The sequence below is a fragment of the Verrucomicrobium sp. BvORR106 genome, from assembly GCF_000739655.1.
Taxonomy (GTDB): domain Bacteria; phylum Verrucomicrobiota; class Verrucomicrobiia; order Verrucomicrobiales; family Verrucomicrobiaceae; genus Verrucomicrobium.
Genome location: NZ_BATR01000114.1, coordinates 1 through 17,994, shown reverse-complemented (window position 1 = coordinate 17,994; position 17,994 = coordinate 1). Strand labels below are relative to the sequence as shown.

The following is a 17,994-nucleotide window of genomic DNA, read 5'->3' as shown; positions in this document are numbered from 1 at the left end:
CGACCACGGATCTCAAATGCTAAAATCGAACCTGCCGTTTGTTGATGTGATGAGAGGACTTGCCATCCTCGGCGTCTTCCTGTTCCACGTTTTGGGAACATCATTTGGATTTGACCAGTTGAAGTGGGACGGGCTTTTCCGGGATTGGAATGCTCCGTTGTCATTCCTTGTCCTCTATCCATTTACCTACGGTTCCTACGGCGTTGCCATCTTTTTTGTTGTGAGCGGCTTCTGCATTCACTTGAGTCATGTGCGCAGCAATGAATCCGGATGGTCTGGATTCTTCCTCCGAAGATTTTTCCGCATCTATCCACCGTATTTGCTCGCAGTCGCGACCTTCTTTTTCTTATGGCCCTGGGGGGCATGGCACATCGAATCCGGAGAACGACTCAAGCAGTTGGCTTCTCACGTCCTGTCCGTCCACAATTTGAACGAGGGTACTTTCTTTGGAATCAACCCGTCATTCTGGAGCATTGGCATTGAGCTCCAACTCTACTTGATCTACCCGGCTCTCGTGCTCTTGAGCCAGCGCTTCGGATGGAAGCCGAGTCTGGTGGTCACATTCATCTGCGAGGTTCTTATTCGGCTCATCGATGCACACTTGCTAACCTCCGAGAAGCAGCACCTGCCCATGCTGATCGCAGGCTCGCCTTTCGCCTACTGGTTCAGCTGGTCACTCGGAGCGTACATTGCTCAGGAAGCGATCAGTAACTCCCGTGCCCGTTGGCTGTCCCGAATCCCCTTCCCGTTGGTCGCTGGCGGCGCATTGCTTGCGCCCCTCGCGAGACCCAGTGCTCCATTCTCATTTCTCATCGCAGCGCTGGCTACTGGGATAGCCTTTGAGCATTTGCTGTCCGGCAGATGGCACATCCAGGGCTCCATTGCCTCCCGACTCCTCTCCCGGCACCTCACCTTTCTTGGGATGGTGAGCTACAGCTTCTACCTGATACACCAACCGATACTGATAAAATTCTGGCAATTACTGACCCGAGCTCATCCCTCTTCCGCCGTATCACCCCTGACGAGTTTCGTGCTGTGCTCCGCCCTCTACCCCTTCATCCTTACAGTCGCCTACTTAGGCTACAGGTGGATCGAACGCCCCAGTATTCATGTTGGAGCCAGATTGCGAAAATGCTTCCAGGGACAAGACCTCAGCCCTTCAAACTCAAACACACCACACGACCAGTCCCCCTGATCCCCTGCGAAATCCGCACATCAGGAAAGGTTTCTCCGCAGCTGCCGCTAAGTTCCGATTTGCCTGTGCCGTTCTCGATACCATGCATCCGCTCATCTCACGCCTCCTCCTTGCGCCCTGCCTGGCAGCGTCTTTGCTCGGCACTCTCGCCGCCGCCCCGGCAGACGTCCCCCTGCCGGACGATCCCAACGCACCCGCCGCCAAGAAGGGAGCCAAGCCCACTCCCCTTCCCGCTCTTGGAGAAGTGAAGGATGTCCCCGGTCTGCCTCGCGTGCTGATCATCGGTGACTCCATCTCCATCGGCTACACCTTGCCCGTGCGTAAACTGCTGGAGGGGAAAGCCAATGTGCACCGCATCCCCACCAATGGCGGCCCCACGAAGAACGGCGTCGCCAATCTCACCAAATGGTTGAACACCGGAGGAAAAGATAAATGGGACGTCATCCACTTCAACTGGGGCATCCATGATCTCAAACACATGCCCGATGGGAAGCGGCAGGTGGAGCCGGTCGATTACGAGGCAAACCTGCGTAAACTGGTGACTCAGATGAAAGCCACCAAGGCGAAACTCATCTGGGCGACCACTACCCCCATCCCGGACGGTCCCCTCAATCCTCCGCGGACTTTTGGCAGCGTCACCGAGTACAATGACATCGCGGCGAAAGTCATGAAGGAGAACGACGTGGCTGTGGATGACCTGTACGGCGAGATCCAACCCAAGTTGGCGAAGTTGCAGAACCCCAAGGACGTGCACTTCACGCCCGCAGGGTCTGAGACGCTGGCGAAGGCCGTAGCGGCCAGCATCGAGGCTCAACTGCCTGCCAAGAAGTAAGGCAGATCCCGTGCAATATGATCGGTTGTTGGGACGTTGGCGGGAGAAAATTCACTCCCCCAACGTCCATGCGGTTCTTCTCCTTCTTCTGGTTTCTCCTGATCGCTCCGGTATCTCAGGCCGAGCCCCTCTTCGAGACGGCCCCAGTCTTTGCTCTAACCCCAGACAACAGGCCCAACTACCGCATCCCTTCGCTGATCAAGGCGGCCAACGGAGACCTGCTCGTCATCGCTGAGCGGCGCAATGATGGTCCGGGCGATATTGGCAACCACGACATCGTGCTCAAACGCAGCACCGACCAGGGACGGACTTGGGGCGAGGAAGCAATCGTTCTGGACGATGGCGACAACGTCACCACCGACATCACGGTGGGCGTGATCGATGGGCGCATCTGGTTGTTTTTCCTACGCGACAAGAAGGCCTTCCATGTGCTGACCAGCGACGACCATGGCGTCACCTGGCAAGGCCCCCTGTCCATTCACTCCCAAGTCACCCGTCCAGATTGGGATCAACTCCAGGGCAAGTCCGACGAAGATGCGAAGCCGCCGAAGAATCCCAAAGGACGCATGGCCCAATGGGAAAAGAACTGGGCGCAGCGTTATGGGATCGGACCTGGCAACACCGTCCTCAAGCTCCAGCGGGGTGCCAAAGCAGGAAGAATCGTCGTCCCAGCCCGGCATCGGGAAGACATCGGCAAGGGACGACTGCGGAGTTTTGCCCACACGTTCTACAGCGACGATCAGGGCAAGTCCTGGAAGCTCGGAGGCAACATCGGACTGAACACCAGCGAATGCCAGATCGTGGAGCTCGCCAACGGCGACCTCCGGGTGATCTCCCGCAACGAGAGCAGCGAAGATGCACCTGACAACCTTCGCCACCTCACCGCCGTGAGCCGTGATGGTGGCGAGACCTGGGTGGAATTCCATCGGCAGGAGGAACTGATCACTCCCCGCTGCCATGGTCCGGTGGAGCGATTCACGCTGGCAGGGACTCAGGGGCAAACCGTCAATCGCCTGCTCTTTGCCAGCCCCGCTTCTCCGTATCGACAACCGGAGCATCCTTACGGGCGCTACAATCTCACGGTGCGCTGGAGCCTGGATGAAGGGGCCACCTGGAGCGCCGGCCGCACCATCTGGCCGCATCCGGGATCGTATGCCGACCTGGGGGTACTGGACGACCAGACCATTGGCATGATCTACGAACGGGGAGACAAGGGCACCACGCACTACTGGGACGAACTGCACTTCGCAAGGTACAACTGGGAGTGGCTGACTTCCGGCAGAGAGAGTCTTGCCAGCACCCCGGTTCTCCGGTGATATGGTGCCACCATCGCAGCAGCATGATCAACTTCCCCCACCCTCTGCGCCTTCCCTTTCAGAATGCCCTGACGGGTGCCACCTATTTCCTGGTCAGCGGGGATCAGATTGAGCCCACCCCGGACCAACTCCTGGAGATCGCAAGCTGTGCCAATGAGCCGCTGGTGTATGACCTGCTGTTCAGGCAGCGGTTTGAGGGTGAGCCTTACCGGGAGAACGACGCCGCAGATTGGATCACGTGGACGCACGCAGGTTGGGATCACAACACCCACTTCTCCTTCATGGTTCAGGATGAAGCCGGGAGAGTGGTCGCTGCATGCGACATCAAAAGCAACGACGTCGAAGGAGCAGAAGCAGGTTACTGGGCCTCGGCGCATCATCGCGGAGTGATGACCAATGCGGTGAAGCTGATGTGCCAGCAGGCCGCGAAAGCGGGGTTTCGTTCGCTGACCGCTCGGACGAAGCGGGGCAACGACAAATCCAAGGCGGTCCTCCACCGGGTGGGTTTTCAGGATGTGCCATCACTTGATGATGAGCGGTATGAACACTACTTGCTCCAGCTCGGTGATCGAAGCTGAATCACGAGTTTTCCCACACGATGACCAAGACGATCGCATTGCCCCTGATGCAACAAGCCCCATGGGTGGGCTGGGTGGTCATAGGAGTTAATGTTCTGGTCGGCATGGGGCTGGCCGTTTTCGGGGCTCCCATCTGGGTCGTTCTCGGTGACGGCATTCTGTGCCTGCTAATGCTGGCCCTACACTGCTGGTTCCTCATTCGGAAGCCTGAGCAACGACTCATCCTGCGAGAGGAGTCTCTCACTTTCGTGGGCATCTGGAGCGAAACAACACTGAGCTTTTCCGATATCGCCGTTGCAACCTTGGGCCCCTGCGAAACTCTCGACACTCACACGCCGGTTCTCAGCCTCTCCGACGGGAAGGGACGGTCAATCGACATCCATGCCGGTTTTCTCCAACTCCCAGAGGGAGTGGTGCCGATCATTGAAGCACGACTACAGGCCCACGGCAAAAAGCTCGAGCGACGTGACAAGTGGTAAGCCGGGTTTGCCCTGACGCCCACTGGTCAAATCATATCTCCAGTCCGCGCAAGACGTTTTGCGCTATTTCGCCGTGTTTGGGCGCGTTACCGGAACCGCGCTTCAACCCCTCACCCTGCATTGCATGATCCGCCGCACGCTCCTCAAGCTTCTCCCGGGCATCGCCGCCACCCTGCTGGGCGGCTCGCTGCTTCAGGCCGCAGAACTCCGGCTGCCCGCCTTGTTCTCTGACCACATGGTCCTTCAGTCCGGCCAGTCCGCACCGGTCTGGGGCTGGGCCACTCCCGGCGAGGATGTCACCGTCGCGGTGGCCGGGCAGACGCAGACCACCAAAACGGGCGCCGATGGCAAGTGGAAGCTGGCCCTAACCCCGCTGGAGGCAAGCTCCAACCCTCAATCGCTGACGGTCAAAGGAAGCAACTCCCCAGCAGTGACCATCCAGGACGTGCTGGTAGGCGAAGTCTGGCTCGGGTCCGGCCAGTCCAACATGGCCATGATGGTGCAGGGGGCCAAAGATGCCGCCGCAGAAAAGGCCGCCGCCAACTTCCCCAGCATACGAGTCTTCACGGAAGGCTCCCGCGGTGCAAACACACCACAAGAGGAAGCCAAAGGCTCATGGGTGGTGTGCTCACCCGAAGCCGTCGGCCGGTTCACCGCCCCAGGCTACTTTTTCGCCCGGCAATTGCATCAAGTCTTGGGTCGCCCTGTCGGTGTCATCAACTCCTCGGTGGGCGGCACCCCGATTGAAGCGTGGACTCGCAAGGAGGCCCAATTGTCCGATCCGGCCTTGAAGGACTTCGTCGCGGGCGTGGAGCAGATCAAGACTCACTACAACGCCGCTGAAGAATCCGAGCGATACCAGAAGGTACTGGCCGACTATGAAGTGAAAGTGAAGGCTGCAAAAGAGGCTGGCAAGAGTATCCCACGCAAGCCCCGCGATCCGGCAGAAACGCTCAATCGCTCAACCAATCTCGGTTACCTGTTCAACGGCAAGATCGCCCCTCTCGCCCCCTATGCCATCAAGGGCATCCTCTGGTATCAGGGCGAGGCCAATGCCCAACCCGGAAAAGCCCGCTACTACGAGGCACAACTGGCCCTCCTGATCAATGACTGGCGCAAGACCTGGGGCAGTGATCTGCCGTTCGGGTTTGTGCAACTGCCCAATATCAAACGCAACGACGCCTGGGTGGACATCCGCGAGGCCTACACCCGGAACCTCAAGCTGCCCAAGACGGGCATGGCGGTGACGATCGACATCGGCGAGGCCCTGGACGTGCATCCGAAGAACAAACAAGACGTGGGCAAGCGCCTGGCGCTCTGGGCGCTTCACGATGTTTACGAACAAAAACTGGTCGCTCAGGGTCCCGCGCTGGAGAAAGCCGAACCTCGCGATGGCAACCTGGTGCTCACATTTAAGAACACGGCCGATGGCCTCGCCACCAGTCCGGATGGTAAAGCCGAGGGAGCGCTGACGGGCTTTCTCGTGGCGGGTGAAGACCGCAACTTCAAGCCCGCCACCGCACGCCTGGAGAACGGTCATGTAATCATCTCGAACCCCGAGATCCCCCAACCAGTCGCCGTGCGCTATGCCTGGAAAGACTGGCCGCAAGCCAACCTCTACAACAGCGCCGGCCTCCCTGCCGGCCCCTTCCGCAGTGACGACTGGCCGAAGCCCCCGCCGGCGGAAGTGCGCCTCGCCGCCCTCTTCTCAGAACACGCCGTGGTGCAAGCAGGCGCTGCCGTCCCCATCTGGGGCTGGGCAGAACCCAGCACCCCCATCACTGTCACCCTGGCAGGCCAGACCAAGGCCACCCGAACCACTGCTGATGGCAAATGGCGCGTCGTTTTCGGCCGCCTCACCGCATCCCCTGTACCACAGACGCTGGAGGTGAAGAGCCCTACGAAAACGCTCAGTGTGAAGGACGTGCTGGTCGGCGAAGTGTGGCTGGCATCCGGCCAGTCCAACATGGCCTACCTCTTCAGCCGCGGCCAGTATCCCCCTGCAGAAGCCGCCGCTGCCAACCGCCCCACTCTGCGCGTCTTCACGGTGGCCAAACAGTCCAGCCGCGAACCCGAGGCGGAATGCGAAGGCTCCTGGGTGGTGTGCACTCCTGAAACCGTGGGCAACTTCTCCGCCGTGGCCTACTTCTTTGCCCGGGATCTGATGGACAAGCTCCAGGTTCCAGTGGGCATGATCAATTCCTCCTGGGGTGGCACAGACATCGCCGCCTGGACCAGCGAGGACGCCCAGAAGAAGGTGCCTGAGCTGAAGGCACAACTGGAGCGGTGGAAGACGGAAGACGCCGCCTTCAAACCCGACGAGGCAAAGGCATCCTACGAAAAAGCGCTGGCCACCTGGAAGACACGCGTGCAGCAGGCCAAGACGGCTGGCAATCCCCCGCCCCGCAAACCCCAGGAGCCAACCCAACCCTCCACCGATCAGAACCATCCCGCGAACCTCTACAACGGCATGATCTATCCGCTGCTGCCTTATGGCATCCGTGGCGTGATCTGGTATCAAGGCGAGCACAACACCGCCACCGAGGAGAAAGCCCGGCTCTATGACAAGCAGCTTCCCCTTCTGATCGAAGACTGGCGCGCCCGCTGGGGACGGGAACTGCCGTTTGCCTGGGTGCAGCTCCCCAACTTCGAGCGCAAGGACTACCGCCCCCTCGTGAGGGAAGCCATGCTCAAGACGCTCTCCGTCCGTAACACCGGTATGGCCGTCACGGTGGACGTGGGTGAAGCCAATGACAACCACCCCCGCAACAAGTCCGCCGTGGGCAACCGCCTCGCGCTCTGGGCGCTGGATAGAGTGTATCGCGAAAAACTGCTGTCCTACTCGGGCCCCCTGCCAGCCGAGCACAAGATCGAGGGAGACAAGGTGACCGTCACATTCAACCATGCCGACAGAGGACTGATAGCGAAGGACGGGCCGCTCAAAGACTTCTTGATTGCCGGTGCGGACCGCCAGTGGAAACCCGCCACCGCCTCCATCGCCGGCCGCACTGTCGTGGTCTCGAACCCCGAAGTGCCTCAGCCAGCAGCGGTGCGCTACGCCTGGGCCAGCAACCCTACAGGCAATCTCGTCAATGGCGTTGGCCTGCCCGCCTCCCCCTTCCGCACCGATGACTGGAAGGATCCCGCCCCTGCGGCACCGGCGGCAGATGAGGTGGAGAAGACAGACCTTTTCGTCGGCGGGGAAAATGGCATCTCCCTCTACCGCATTCCTGGCATTGTGGTCACGCCAAAGGGTACGGTGCTGGCGTATTGCGAGGCCCGCCGTACCAGCGCGGCAGACTGGGGCGAGATCGAAGTGCATCTGCGTCGCAGCACCGACGGCGGCAAGACCTTCTCCCCCGCCCAGCACATCGCCCACCAGGGAGCCCGCGACGAGGGCAACCCGCACAAGAAAGAAGGCGGCGAGAAAGAACAGACCGTGAACAATCCGGTGGCCATCGTGGATGCCAAGACCGGAACCGTCCACTTCCTGTACTGCCTGAACTACAAGCGCTGCTTCTACATGCGCAGTGAGGACGACGGTCTGACCTTCTCGGCACCCGTAGAAATCACGGCGGCCTTCGAAGGTTTCCGACCCAAGTGCGACTGGAAGGTGCTGGCCACCGGACCCGGACATGGTATCCAGCTTCGGAACGGCCGCCTTCTCGTCCCCGTGTGGCTGGCCTACGGCAAGGAGGGCGATCACGGCCCTTCCGTGACCGGCACGATATACAGCGATGATCAGGGGGTCACCTGGAAGTCAGGCGACATTGCCCTGCCCAACGAAGGTGATTTCAAAAACCCCAACGAGACTGCGGCGGTCCAGCTCAGCGATGGTCGCGTCATGCTCAACGCCCGCAGCACCTCCCTCAAGAGCCGCCGCCTCGTCACCACCAGTGCCGACGGGGCCACGGGCTGGTCCACGCCCAAGTTCGAGGAATCCCTCTGGGAGCCCATCTGCATGGGCAGCATCATCGCCTTCCCCAAGAAGCCAGGAGCATTGGTGTTCTCCAACCCCCACAGCTTGAAGCTGGACGAGCGGGCCCAGGAAGTTCCCGGCGGTCGCGGTGACCGGGTCAATGTCTCATTGAAACTCAGCCTGGACGACGGCAAAACCTGGAAGGTGGGTCGGACCATCGAACCAGGGCGCAGTGCCTACTCCGATCTGGCCGTGCTGCCCGATGGCACCGGCCTCTGTTTCTATGAACGGGACAAGCGGCTCACGCTGGCGAAATTCACGCTGGACTGGATTGCCAAGGGAGACAAGGCCGTGAAGCCTGCGGTGACCCAACTGCCGACGATCGACCTTTCCACCGACACCACCCGTCAGGTGGTGATCGCCCAGGGCACGCCAGAAATTTATCAGGGGCACCCCACCACCACGCTGCTGCCGGACGGCAAGACGATGTACGCCGTGTGGACCTATGGCCATGGCGGTGGCTGCGGCCCCATGAAGCGCAGCGACGACGGTGGCAAGACCTGGAGCGAGATCCTGCCCGTCCCAGAGAACTGGAAAGAAGTACGCAACTGCCCCAGTCTCTACCGCCTCACGGATCCCCAGGGGAACACGCGCCTCTTTGTCTTCGCCGGACAAGGTCCGGACAAGAACATGCAGCAATCCTTCTCCACAGACGAGGGCAAGACCTGGACCCCAATGGCCTCCAACGGGCTCCTCACTGTCATGCCCTTCTGCACCATCGTCCCGGTGGAAGGCGGCAAGAAACTGATCGGTCTCTCCAATACCCGTCGCCCCGGCGAAACGCAGGACAAGACCTCCAACATCATCACCCAGAGTGAGTCTACCGATGGCGGGCTCACCTGGACCCCGTGGCGCACGCTCCTCGACCTGGGCCCCCTCAAACCCTGCGAACCTGCCGTGGTGCGCTCGCCCGATGGGAAACAACTGCTCTGCCTGATGCGGGAGAATGTGAAACACATCTCCCTCTACATGACAAGCGAGGACGAGGGCCGCACCTGGTCCGCCCCCAAGCCCACACCTCCCGGCCTGAATGGCGACCGTCACATGATCCGCACCCTGCCTGATGGGCGCATGGTGGTGTGCTTCCGCGACACTGGCCCAGGCAGCGCCACCCGCACCCACTTTGTCGCCTGGGTGGGTCGGTACGAGGACATCACCTCCGGCAAGGACGGCCAGTACCGCATCAAGCTCCTGCACAGCTACAAGGGCGGCGACTGTGGCTACCCCGGCGTGGAACTCCTGCCAGACGGCACCGTGGTGGCGACCACCTACGTCAAGTACCGCGAAGGTCCAGAGCAGAACTCCGTGGTAAGCGTGCGCTTCAAACTAGATGAAACGGACAAAATGCCGAAAACGACGGCGGAGGCTCCAGCAAACCGCAAGGCGGCTGGCATCCTGCTCGATGACGGGGAAGCTGAGTATACGGGGATGTGGAAGGTCGGAGAAAAGCTGACACCCCTCGTCGGCTCCTCGTATCGCCTTGATGACAGGGGCAAGAAAGAGCTCGCGACGGCGAAGTTCACCCCGTCGATCCCGGAGGCGGGCCGCTACGAACTGCGGCTCCTCTATGTGCCGGCAAGCAATCGTGCGAGCAACGCCACCATCACCATTCGCGGCGTGGAGGGGGAAAAGACGGTTGCCCTGAACCAGCGCGAGGCTTGCCTTGAAGACGGCATCCCGCGGCCGCTGGGCACCTTTTCCTTCGCGAAAGGGAAGGCCGGCACGATCGAAATTTCCAATGCAAATGCGGATGGCTTTGTGATCGTGGACGCCCTGCAGCTCGTGCTTGAGCCCGAAGCGGCAGCGGAGCGCAACACTCGCTCGAGTGCGAGCTTTCCTATGGAGAGCAGCTCGCAGACTGTGCCGGTGAAAATTCCGCCGCCGATGCTTCTGGAGAGCGCGGCAAAGCCGTCGGACGTGAACGAAAAGTCCTACGACCTTGTCGTCATCGGCGGTACTCCAGGCGGCATCGCGTGTGCGGTACGCGCGGCGCGTGAGGGATTGAACGTGTTGCTCGTGAATCACACGCAGCATCTTGGCGGCTTCGTCACCAGTGGCGCAGGCGGATGGGAGGCCCCCTATGACGGCCAGCGCGCGCCGCTCTACGCGGAAATGCTTGAAGGCGCGGCAGATTATTATCGCAAGACCTACGGTGAAGGCTCGCCGCAGCACGTTGCCTCCATGCCCAGCAAGACGAGTCGTGCGCACATCGACCGCCCGAAGGTCGAGCCACGCATTGCGGAGATGCTGTTCAACAAGATGGTCGGGCGCGAGAAGTCACTGACCGTGCTGCTGGGTCACGTCGTCACGAAGGCGGAGCGTGATGGCGCTTTGATCAAGTCAGTCACATTGAAGCCAATGCATGGCGACAACACAGTAACTGTCATTGGCAAAGTGTTCGCTGACGGCATGTATGAGGGCGACCTCATGGCGGCCGCAGGTGTGAAGACGCAGATCGGCCGCGAGTCGCGTGCTCAGTACGGCGAGAAGCACGCGGGGGTGATCTACACGCAGGAACGTCACAAGGAGCCCGGCCAGCGCGGCTTCCCGAAGGCCGCCGATGAAGGCACGCTCAACATCCGCTACAACAGTCACGCCACCGCCGACATCCTCGAAGGGCCGCAAAGCGGCGCGGCCGATGGTTCCGTAATGTCCTATAACTACCGTCTTGTCCTCACGCGTGATCCGGCGAACAAGATCATGGTCGAGAAGCCCGCAAACTACGATGCGAGCATCGCCAGGGCTGCGGGCGGCGGTGGTTTTGTGCCAAATCTGCCGAATGGCAAAGTCGCGTGGAACGGTGGCCGCCTCATCGGCCCGCAAAACGATTATCCTGCCGCCGACTGGCCCAAACGTGAAGAAATCTCGAGACGCTATCTCGAAGGCATGCTCATGCGCCTGTGGTGGATTCAGAACGATCCCGAAGCGCCGGAAAAGGAGCGCAAGCAGTTCGCCGGCTACGGCCTCGCGGCGGATGAATTCCCCGACAACAACCACGCACCGTATGAAATCTACGTGCGAGAAGCACGCCGACTCGTCGGGCGATACGTTTTCAAGGAGCAGGACAACGTTGTTGCCGAAGGAATTGCCCGTACGCCGGTTCATGCGGACAGCATCGCCATCACTGACTGGCCGGTGGATTCCGTCGCCTGCCTGCCACACCGCATTCCCGGCGGCAACACCGACGGCATCCTCTTCCTCGGTGAAGAATCACGCCCCGCCCAAGTGCCCTATCGCTCGATCCTTTCGAGGGAAGTCGAAAACCTGCTCGTGCCCGTCGCCATCAGCGCATCGCACGTCGGCTGGGGCAGCATCCGTCTGGAGCCGGTCTGGATGCAGCTCGGGGAAAGTGCCGGATTCGCCGCGGCGCTGGCGGTCAAAGGTCAGACGACTCCCGGACAGCTCGATTCTGAAGCCGTGATCCGCAAACTCGCTGCGAACCGGGTGATGATCAGCTTCTTCAATGATGTGGAGGTTACCGCCGACCATCCTGCCATCGCCGCCGCGCAGTACTTCGGCACGAAGGGTTTCTTCGCCGACTACCATGCGCGCCTCGACGAACCACTGACAGAGGCGGTTCGGCAGGTCTGGGACAATGGTATGGTTGCGTTGCGTGCCGGAAAACTGCAGCCCATGGAACTCGCGAAACGGGTTCGCGATGCCGAAAGCCAGGCCTCGCCGGAAGTCGGAGCAACGCGTGGCGCAGCGCTACAGAAATGGTTCACCACCCTTCCATGACGACGATGAGACCCCTTCTCGCCCTTCTCGCTTTCGGGCTGTTCAGCCCGTGCATCACCTCCGCGGAGGAGACGAGGCCCGCCGATGCCCCGCTGCCTGTGGTCGATCTTTCCAACGATATCGCGCGACAAGTTGTCATTGCGCGAGGATCGGCGGAAACCTATCAAGGTCATCCGACCACTCTGCTCATGCCGGATGGGAAGACGATTTACGCGGTCTGGACCCTCGGCCACGGCGGCACCAGCGGACCGATGGCGCGCAGCGATGACGCGGGTCTCACGTGGACGCGCCTCGATGACAAGCTGCCCCCCAACTACTCAAAGCACCGCAACTGTCCAAGCATCTATCGTCTCGTGGACAAGGGCGGAAAGGACCGGCTCTGGGTTTTCTCCGCGCATCCGCAGATGCCACGCATCGTCAGCGAGGACGGCGGCAAGACGTGGCTGGAAATGCCCGAGCTCGGTTTTCCGTGCGTCATGACTTTCAGCAGCATCGTGAAGCTGCGCGACGGGGCGCACCTCGGACTGTATCACCGCGGGCCCGAAGGCAAAGACAAGGCACCGCTCGAAGTGCTCCAGTCCATCACCACGGATGGAGGTGTCTCGTGGTCTGAGCCGCACGTGGTCGCGAAGGTCGACGGGAAAAACCCGTGCGAACCTTATGTCTTCCGCTCACCCGACGGCAGCGAACTTTGCTGCCTGATGCGAGAGAATACTCACAAGGGCCGCAGCCTGATGATGTTCAGCCGGGATGAAGGGAAGACATGGAGCACTCCGATCGATACGCCGTGGGGCCTCACTGGCGATCGCCACGCGGGCGTGCAGACGAAGGATGGCCGTCTTGTGATCGCCTTCCGTGATCAGGCGCTCAAGAGTCCCACGCGCGGGCATTTCGTAGCATGGGTAGGCAAGTATGAGGACATCAGCCAGTCGCGTCCGGGCCAGTATCGGATCAAGCTCCTGCACAGCCATGCGCGGAATGTTGGCGATTGTGGCTACCCAGGCATGGAGCTGTTGCCCGATGGGACCATCGTCGCGACCACCTACGTCAAGTACCGCGAAGGCCCAGAGCAGAACTCCGTGGTAAGCGTGCGCTTCAAGCTCGCGGAGACGGACGCTCTGATCAAGAACTAGTCCCAGCATAACATGAGCTGGTGTCCGTACTTTTTTCACACGGGAGTGCCAAAGGCACAGCCAGCTATGGTTTGCCCTGTTCCACCTGACCGTTTCAAAGCTTGGTGACCCCAACCCGTCCAACTGGTCAAAGACATGCAGGCGGTCCCGTGCGATTCTTGACAGCAACCGGCCTGCCGAAATCTTGTCCATGACATAGCCAGACAAGTCGCGTGTCTAACCCGGTTCGTGTGCAAGAGGCAGGTTGAAAAACACCGCTTGTCCCTCCCTAGCGGTTGCCGGGGACGAACAGTCGATGGTGGCGGGACCGTGTGTTGACGCGTTCGGATGGTAAGAGAGCATGCCCATAAAGCCTCTGCTCACGAGACGCTTGTTTTGGTGTTTATTTTTCGGTAAGCAGTCTGATGGCACGGCCTGCTATGGGTTGTCACTTTTGGATGTCGCTTTCTCTATATTGCCCGTTCTGGCGGCGGACCACCAGCCACTTTGCAATACCTAAGCCAATCAGCATAAAAATGCTTACCAATATTAGAGTTTCTCTTATCACAAATTAGACGAACCCTAGTCACTTCTGAGTCATGAACCTCCAGCAATAGCTCCCGCGAGTCATTACATATCCAAGCATTTTTCTGATGCCCCCACCCTAAGGTCTCCCCATAATAATACGAAATGCTCCCCCCCTCGCCAATGCACTCCATAATCGAGTCAACAGTGAATTCAAAGGGCGCCCCAATCTCAAACAAATAAGTGAAATTTTGCGCTGAAACATGAAAGGGCCGGATATACAACCCTTTCAAACCTGAAATTTCGCCCACGCCAAGCAACGCTTTTTCGAGCGATGCAAAAGAATAAACTTGCTGCATACTCCAAACAACCGTGTGAAATCGCACATGGCGATCAACAGACGTGGCCAAAATATCAATTCCATCACATTCATGACCGATTCTTAAAGCCCCAGATAAATCAATTTCTTCCCCAAAAAAATCTGCATCCGGCAATGGCCCAGCTGCAGTCAGATTGAACAGGTCAATCCTTCGGCAGAATGAGCCACACCCAATGGTCCGATAAATTGTCAGCAAATCGGAATCAGCAACCCCTTGCAAAGCCTCAATTTGCCTTAACAAATTTTCATCGAAAACCACCCCCCCGATTATTGGAGCGTCTATAAATTTAATGGACATAGTTAGAAATACAAATCCTCCCAAATGGACTTCAATTCAATGGAAAAACGACAGCTTCATCTGAGAACAGATCTCCTTCATCGTAGCCGTATATTCGTGGCAATCTCCCTGTGCTAAATTGGTAAAATGTCGTAGCACCTGTAGTAAAACTGTCGACTGCTACAAAGTACATTACAGCAAATGGCGCGGGACGCCAGTCCCCAATGCCAATAGGAGCCTTGACTGTCGAGAGATTGGTCGGAGTCCCATTTCGGCGATACACGGGAATTGCTGTGAAACAAACTTGATTCAAATTATTGGAAAGGTCTTTGATACGCGACTCCACTCTATACATCCCCCCGCCGGATTGGTTGGCCCTCTCCGTTGCCAATACAATATTGTTCTTCTTGTGAGTGCCCCAGAATTGATTGGCAACAATATGTGAATTATTTGTTATTTGACTCGGGTGCAATTTTTTATACGCATTTGCATAGTCAAGCCCCCGAGCATCTTCGGCAGGCGTATAGTCGCTTTTTCGTGATATGAAAGTGGAAAATCCAATCGAAGGGCGCCCGTCGCTCCACGTAGATGTCTTGGAGTAATTTGCACATGGACAAAAAGGCCACTTCGTCCGCCCCCTTGCAACGACACCAGTCAATTCTTTAATGAGCGCACGATGATCTGCATCAAACGTATCTACTGCAGCTTCTATTCTTGTACTTTCTGCGCTATTGAAATCCAAGTAAGTAACTCTTTCCTCATTTGTTAGCTCCGCAATTAGTCCAGCCAGTCCAGCCATCGAGCTGATTCCTCCAGCAACCTGTCCTGCGCCAATTCCTGCGACAGACCCCCCAATTGAGTCAATTGGCGACACTCGACCTAAATAGTCCCATCTCTTCACTGGGTTATTTTTGGCCATCCCATACAAGTTCAACCCACCCCGCTCCTCAATCGGATCCCGATTGATCCACCGGCCCCGCACCGCGTCATAGTACCTGTAGCCGTAGTAGCAGAGCCCCGTTTCGGCATCCGTGTACTTCGTACTGAACCGGAACGGATTCAGATCCTCCTCAGGTTCGCTCACCCGCAGCGGCTTGCCGAAGGGATCGTACTCATACAAGGCGCGCAGTTCGTTCTCGGTGATGAGCCCAATGACGTTGCCGTTCAGGTCGCTGGTCACCCAGTAGTCCTTTGAGGGCACCGCGCCATGCTCATGCCGCGTAATCGCTAATAGACCGCCGACGCCGCCTGCGCCCTGCAAACTGCCGCTGAGATCCTGTCCCCACAGATAAGTCCGGCGGAGGAACGGACGAGGGGCGGCGCTGGTTGCTGGTGGGGCATCGGGAGCCGTGCCCAGATACTCCACCTCTGCCATGAGGTTCCACCCATCATACACAAAACGTGTATCGGTACGTGTTACCCACGATCCGCTCACCTTCTCTTCTACCAGCTTGCGAATGCGACGGCTCCGCCCGTCATAGGCATAACTCAACCGGAGGTCAGGCACCCCGCCTGACACAGCTGCCGCCTGGGTCGTCATTTCCTTCAACCGGTTCTCCCCGTCCCAGGCATACAGCCAGCGACCATCCGACACCAAATTGCCGTCAGCGTCGTAGGATGGGGTTTCAACGGCAGGAGGCACATAGGTATGCTTGGGGACCGTGACTGTTGAACTGCCGCTCGTGGCCAACAAGGTCGCGTCGGCCCAAGTGGGGCCAGTACCAGCCACTTCCTGGCGAGCCCAAAAGTGCGGCACCACCCGGTTGGCGACCACACCATTGAGGGTGATGCCTACCGTGGAGGCCGCAGGAGCACTGCCTGTCACGAAGAATGCCCGGGGGTTATCAATCTCCGTGTATTGGTTGAGGGCATTGACCTCATAGCCCACATCCTCACTGCCCACCGGGCTGGACTCCTGGCCGTCACCCCCAAAGCGGGAGGTGGTCCGGTTGCCAATGTCATCATAGTTGTAGGCGGCATCCCAGCCTCCTAGAAGGAAGGCCGCGCCCGTGCTCACGTTAGTGACCGTGCGCTTGCGGGCGCCCGTCACCTGGCCGCGGCCGTCAAACGAGTAGGTCCAATGGGAATCTGGCCGGAGGTGATAGCCGCCGGTGTAGTTGTCGTACTGGTCAATCTTGAGGCCGTTGAGCTTGCAGCGCTCGCGGGGCAGTCCCAGAGCCCCTTTGCTTCCACCATCCATTGACTGGCGGCCACCGTTCAGGTAGAGGTGCAGAGACATAGCCAGACAAGTCGCGTGTCTAACCCGGTTCGTGTGCAAGAGGCAGGTTGAAAAACACCGCTTGACCCTCCCCAACGGTTGCCGGGGACGAACACTGGATGGTGGCGGGACCGTGTGTTGACTCGTTCGGATGGTAAGAGAGCACGCCCACAAAGCCTCTGCTCACGAGACGCTTGTTTTGGTGCCTATTTTTCGCAATGGCGGCTGTTGGCACGGCCTGCTATGGGTTGTCACTTTTTTCGTGTGCAAGAGGCAGGTTGAAAAACACCGCGTTAACCCTCCCCAACGGTTGCCGGGGACCAACACTGGATGGTGGCGGGACCGTGTGTTGACGCGTTCGGATGGTAAGAGAGCATGCCCATAAAGCCGCTGCTCACGAGACGCTTGTTTGGGTGCTTATTTTTCGGGAAGCAGTCTGCTGGCACGGCCTGCTATGGGTTGTCACTTTTAATTTCCCCATCAAAGGAAACACCAAGGTTCACGTCGCTCGATTGTCCTTTGCTATAGTAAATAAAGACATCTTTCTTCTCCCCTTTTGAACGGATCCTCCAAGTGCTAAGATCACCTGATGGCGTAACAAAAGACTCAGACTCCTCAAAGATATCCTCACGTGTCGCATTCAATCTGCACCACTTTTCCAAGTCGACCATTGTTGAAGGCAGCGCACCATGGTGATGCTCATATTGCTTGGCTAGAGCGTATATAGAGAGCAAACGAAGATAGTTTTGGGCTCGATTGTCGGCAGTCCTCGGTGGAATGTTGGCCACTTCACCAATAGCAAGACCTAGAGTAAACGCAGTGGCGGCCAATATCCAAGGTTTCATATACTATCAATTCCAGGTTGAAATCAATGACGCTTCCCAGTTCTTTGACTACTTCGACGTATTTACAGCCCTTTGGTAGGAGTTGACTATTCGTATCGCACCCGAGGAGTCTTTGACTCTGAGCACATAGTATACGTGCCAAGAAGTCTCAAATTCTTTCGCGCCAATGGGGCCTTCATCTGGATGAAACGATCTGTCCAGCACGACTTTTGACTGAATTATCCCAGTTCTGTCAAAAGTTGCACACACAACCACTGCGTGATTTTGCCAATTTCCATTCGCAAATCTAATGAAGGAGGTCCATAGGGAGGTTGACCCCCAAATGTTTTTGGGAAGCAATAGTCCGGTCGTCGTGGCGCAAATCCAGCACGGTGGAACTTCCACCTTCCTGAGCACGTCATATGCATGGTCGATGCAGCTATCACATTTTCCCGTATCCAATCTTATTTTGCGATAGCCTTCCTCGATGGAATCTTTGCCCTGCAATTTTCGTTTTTCTGTGCAGCAACCCAATTGTTTCC

At 58.5% G+C, this 17,994-nt stretch carries 10 protein-coding genes; 7 read left to right on the top strand and 3 right to left on the bottom strand.

All coding sequences use genetic code 11. The features are described 5' to 3' along the window. The first annotated feature begins 16 nt into the window (after positions 1–16). The 7 genes from BV106_RS20595 (at position 17) to BV106_RS20545 (ending at position 13,250) form a co-directional block, all read left to right on the top strand. The gene (locus BV106_RS20595; RefSeq protein WP_038167744.1) at positions 17–1,195 is read left to right on the top strand and encodes an acyltransferase; all 1,179 of its coding nucleotides are present in this window, start codon (positions 17–19) and stop codon (positions 1,193–1,195) included. 82 nt (positions 1,196–1,277) lie between these two features. Further along, on the top strand, positions 1,278–2,027 hold the full coding sequence (locus BV106_RS20590; RefSeq protein ID WP_038167742.1) for an SGNH/GDSL hydrolase family protein: 750 nt from the start codon (positions 1,278–1,280) through the stop codon (positions 2,025–2,027). A 68-nt stretch (positions 2,028–2,095) separates the two neighbouring features. Further along, positions 2,096–3,343, top strand: a complete 1,248-nt coding sequence (locus BV106_RS20585; protein ID WP_038167741.1) for a sialidase family protein — start codon at positions 2,096–2,098, stop codon at positions 3,341–3,343. A 23-nt stretch (positions 3,344–3,366) separates the two neighbouring features. Further along, positions 3,367–3,921, top strand: a complete 555-nt coding sequence (locus tag BV106_RS20580) for a GNAT family N-acetyltransferase (RefSeq protein WP_038167739.1) — start codon at positions 3,367–3,369, stop codon at positions 3,919–3,921. 20 nt (positions 3,922–3,941) lie between these two features. After that, on the top strand, positions 3,942–4,400 hold the full coding sequence (locus tag BV106_RS20575) for a hypothetical protein (protein ID WP_038167738.1): 459 nt from the start codon (positions 3,942–3,944) through the stop codon (positions 4,398–4,400). A 124-nt stretch (positions 4,401–4,524) separates the two neighbouring features. Next, entirely contained in the window at positions 4,525–12,117 is a 7,593-nt protein-coding gene (locus tag BV106_RS38730; RefSeq protein WP_051946113.1) for an FAD-dependent oxidoreductase, read from the top strand. A 5-nt stretch (positions 12,118–12,122) separates the two neighbouring features. Further along, positions 12,123–13,250, top strand: a complete 1,128-nt coding sequence (locus BV106_RS20545; RefSeq protein WP_038167907.1) for a sialidase family protein — start codon at positions 12,123–12,125, stop codon at positions 13,248–13,250. 449 nt (positions 13,251–13,699) lie between these two features. On the opposite strand, the gene BV106_RS20540 is transcribed toward BV106_RS20545, so the two are convergent. The 3 genes from BV106_RS20540 to BV106_RS38725 form a co-directional block, all read right to left on the bottom strand. Beyond that, positions 13,700–14,431 carry a hypothetical protein gene (locus tag BV106_RS20540; protein ID WP_038167736.1) on the bottom strand — a complete coding sequence of 244 codons (732 nt, stop codon included), beginning with the start codon at positions 14,429–14,431 and terminating at the stop codon, positions 13,700–13,702. Positions 14,432–14,462: 31 nt separating this feature from the next. Further along, complete coding sequence (locus tag BV106_RS20535; protein ID WP_038167734.1) at positions 14,463–16,649, bottom strand: RHS repeat-associated core domain-containing protein; 2,187 nt, start codon at positions 16,647–16,649, stop codon at positions 14,463–14,465. A 431-nt stretch (positions 16,650–17,080) separates the two neighbouring features. Next, positions 17,081–17,473, bottom strand: a complete 393-nt coding sequence (locus BV106_RS38725; protein WP_265595900.1) for a hypothetical protein — start codon at positions 17,471–17,473, stop codon at positions 17,081–17,083. Positions 17,474–17,994 lie beyond the last annotated feature (521 nt).

Coding starts and splice junctions, on each gene's coding strand:
- BV106_RS20580 (WP_038167739.1), top strand. CDS start 3,367: ATGATCAACTTCCCCCACCCTCTGCGCCTTCCCTTTCAGAATGCCCTG.
- BV106_RS20535 (WP_038167734.1), bottom strand. CDS start 16,649: ATGTCTCTGCACCTCTACCTGAACGGTGGCCGCCAGTCAATGGATGGT.
- BV106_RS38725 (WP_265595900.1), bottom strand. CDS start 17,473: ATGAAACCTTGGATATTGGCCGCCACTGCGTTTACTCTAGGTCTTGCT.
- BV106_RS20585 (WP_038167741.1), top strand. CDS start 2,096: ATGCGGTTCTTCTCCTTCTTCTGGTTTCTCCTGATCGCTCCGGTATCT.
- BV106_RS20595 (WP_038167744.1), top strand. CDS start 17: ATGCTAAAATCGAACCTGCCGTTTGTTGATGTGATGAGAGGACTTGCC.
- BV106_RS20545 (WP_038167907.1), top strand. CDS start 12,123: ATGAGACCCCTTCTCGCCCTTCTCGCTTTCGGGCTGTTCAGCCCGTGC.
- BV106_RS20540 (WP_038167736.1), bottom strand. CDS start 14,431: ATGTCCATTAAATTTATAGACGCTCCAATAATCGGGGGGGTGGTTTTC.
- BV106_RS38730 (WP_051946113.1), top strand. CDS start 4,525: ATGATCCGCCGCACGCTCCTCAAGCTTCTCCCGGGCATCGCCGCCACC.
- BV106_RS20590 (WP_038167742.1), top strand. CDS start 1,278: ATGCATCCGCTCATCTCACGCCTCCTCCTTGCGCCCTGCCTGGCAGCG.
- BV106_RS20575 (WP_038167738.1), top strand. CDS start 3,942: ATGACCAAGACGATCGCATTGCCCCTGATGCAACAAGCCCCATGGGTG.